Here is a 2877-nt window from a genome sequence, read left to right as displayed (position 1 = left end):
CCGTACGGCTGCCCCGACGTGGGCTGCTGGCCGTACGGGTTCTGCGGCGGCTGGCCGTACGGGGCGGCCGGCGGCGGGGCGTACGGGTCGTGCGGCGGCTGGGGGGCGGTCGGGTCCTGATTGGGCTGCTGGCCGTACGGGTCCTGACCGGGGTTACCGGGCTGCATTCGAAGCTCCTTGGACTGGTTCCGTCAGTAGCTGTTGTTGTCGCTACTCATGATCGCGCCCAGACCGCCCAAAGCACAGCACACCAGGAAGATGGCATACCACGCGATGCCCACGATCAGGGCCCACTTCGACCACTTCCGCGACTCCGCGGCGGCCGTCTGGGCCCCGGCGTAGTCGCCCTGCTGGAGCAGCGGGTTGACCTTCGACGCGTTGATGATCGCCGGGATGGCCAGCGGCCAGAAGAGGAAGATGGCGACGATCGACATCGTCATGTTGTTGTTGATCGGTGGCGGCTGCTGCTGGGGGTGGTAACCGGGCTGCACGGGGTGCTCCTCATTCCAACGACACGGCTGGCGTGCCGGATCAGCGACGGGGGTGCGGGCCGGCGCGGCGTCCAGCCCGAGCGACCGGCAGCGTACCGGGTCGATGCCCGTCCGCACTGTCAAAGATCGGCGCGCCGCCCAGCCGATGGGTGTCCTGACCTGCCCGATAGGGTGGCCCGGTGACCGAGCCCGCGTCCGTCGCCCGCATCGTCGTCCTCGTCTCCGGCTCCGGGAGCAACCTTCAGGCGCTGCTGGAAGCCGCCGCCGACCCCGCGTACGGCGCACAGGTCGTCGCGGTCGGCGCGGACCGCGACGGCATCGCGGGCCTGGACCGGGCCGCGGCCGCCGGCGTGCCGACGTTCGTCGAGCGGGTCCGCGACCACGACACCCGGGAGGACTGGGACCGGGCGCTCACCGCGCACGTCGCGAAGCACCAGCCCGACCTGGTGATCTCCGCCGGGTTCCTCAAACTGGTCGGCCCGCACTTCCTCGCCGCCTTCGGTGACCGCTACCTGAACACGCACAACACCCTGCTGCCGGCGTTCCCCGGCATCCACGGCCCGCGCGACGCTCTCGCCTATGGCGTGAAGCTCACCGGGGCCACGCTCTTCTTCGTCGACGCCGGCATGGACACCGGGCCGATCGTGGCGCAGGTCGCGGTCCCGGTGCTCGACTCCGACGACGTGGAGACGCTCACCGAGCGCATCAAGGAAGCTGAGCGGCGCCAGCTCGTCGAGCAGGTCGGCCGTCTGGTCCGCGAAGGCTGGACCATCACCGGAAGGAAGGTCACGGTTCCGTGAGTTCCACTCAGGACGGGCGCCGCCCGATCAGGCGGGCGCTGGTCAGCGTCTACGACAAGACCGGGCTGGTCGAGCTGGCCCAGGCCCTGCACGCCGCCGGTGTGGAGATCGTGTCCACCGGCAGCACGGCGGGCACCATCGCCGCCGCCGGGGTGCCGGTGACGCCGGTGGAGACCGTGACCGGCTTCCCCGAGGTGCTCGACGGCCGGGTGAAGACCCTGCACCCGAAGGTGCACGCCGGTCTCCTCGCCGACCTGCGCAAGGACACGCACGTCGCGCAGCTCGACGAGCTGGGCGTGGCCGCGTTCGACCTGCTGGTCTCCAACCTCTACCCGTTCCAGGCCACCGTCGCCTCCGGCGCCAGCGTCGAGGAGTGCGTGGAGCAGATCGACATCGGTGGCCCGGCGATGGTCCGGGCAGCGGCCAAGAACCACGCGTCGGTCGCCGTGCTCACCGACCCGGCCGGCTACCCGGCGCTGCTCGCCGCGCTCGGCGAGGGCGGGTTCACCCTGGCCCAGCGCCGCGCCCTGGCCGCGCGGGCGTTCGCCGACATCGCCGAGTACGACATGGCCGTGGCCCGGTGGTGCGCGCAGGAGCTGGCGCCGGCCGACGACTGGTGGCCGCAGTACGCCGGGCTGTCGCTGCGCAAGTCGACCGGGCTGCGGTACGGCGAGAACCCGCACCAGCCGGCCGCGCTCTACACCGACCCGGACGCCCCGGCCGGGCTGGCCCAGGCGGAGCAGCTGCACGGCAAGGAGATGTCCTACAACAACTACGTCGACGCGGACGCCGCCTGGCGGGCCGCGAACGACTTTGCCGACCAGCCGGCCGTGGCGATCATCAAGCACGCCAACCCGTGCGGCATCGCGGTCGGCGCGGACGTGGCCGAGGCGCACCGCAAGGCGCACGCCTGCGACCCGGTGTCGGCGTACGGCGGGGTGATCGCGGTCAACCGGCCGGTCTCGGTCGAGATGGCCCGGCAGGTGGCCGACATCTTCACCGAGGTGGTGGTCGCCCCCGGCTTCGACGAGGGCGCGGTCGACGTGCTGCGGGCCAAGAAGAACATCCGGCTGCTGCGCGCGCCGTCCTGGACCCCGGCGCTGGTGGAGTTGCGGCAGGTGACCGGTGGCGTGCTTGCCCAGGTCGCCGACCGGGTGAACGCCCCCGGCGACGACCCGACGACGTGGCGGCTCGCGGCCGGCGAGGCGGCGGACGACGAATTGCTGCGCGACCTCGCGTTCGCCTGGCGGGCGGTGCGCGCGGTGAAGAGCAACGCGATCCTGCTCGCCAAGGACGGCGCCACCGTCGGGGTCGGGATGGGTCAGGTCAACCGGGTCGACTCGGCGCAACTGGCGGTCCGCCGCGCGGGCGCCGAACGGGCTCGGGGATCGGTGGTCGCGTCGGACGCGTTCTTCCCGTTCGCCGACGGCCCGAAGATCCTCATCGACGCCGGCGTCCGCGCCATCGTGCAGCCCGGCGGCTCGATCCGCGACGAAGAGGTCATCGCCGCCGCCAAAAACGCCAACGTCACCATGTACCTAACCGCCACCCGCCACTTCTTCCACTAACCCCCCGGGCCCCGGGCC

At 72.2% G+C, this 2877-nt stretch carries 3 protein-coding genes; 2 read left to right on the top strand and 1 reads right to left on the bottom strand.

The features are described from left to right. Positions 1 to 191: 191 nt before the first annotated feature. Positions 192 to 491, bottom strand: a complete 300-nt coding sequence (locus EAD89_RS29085; protein ID WP_121677922.1) for a CD225/dispanin family protein — start codon at positions 489 to 491, stop codon at positions 192 to 194. Between the two features lie 179 nt (positions 492 to 670). On the opposite strand from EAD89_RS29085, the gene purN reads away from it, so the two are divergent. After that, complete coding sequence (gene purN, locus EAD89_RS29080) at positions 671 to 1291, top strand: phosphoribosylglycinamide formyltransferase (protein WP_121654422.1); 621 nt, start codon at positions 671 to 673, stop codon at positions 1289 to 1291. Next, positions 1288 to 2859, top strand: coding sequence for a bifunctional phosphoribosylaminoimidazolecarboxamide formyltransferase/IMP cyclohydrolase (purH, locus tag EAD89_RS29075; RefSeq protein WP_121677921.1), 1572 nt, complete (start codon positions 1288 to 1290; stop codon positions 2857 to 2859). Before purN ends, purH begins: the two co-directional genes overlap by 4 nt. The last annotated feature ends 18 nt before the right edge of the window (positions 2860 to 2877 follow it).

It is taken from the genome of Micromonospora sp. BL4, from assembly GCF_003667505.1.
GTDB lineage: Bacteria > Actinomycetota > Actinomycetes > Mycobacteriales > Micromonosporaceae > Micromonospora.
This window is presented reverse-complemented; position numbering and strand designations above follow the sequence as displayed.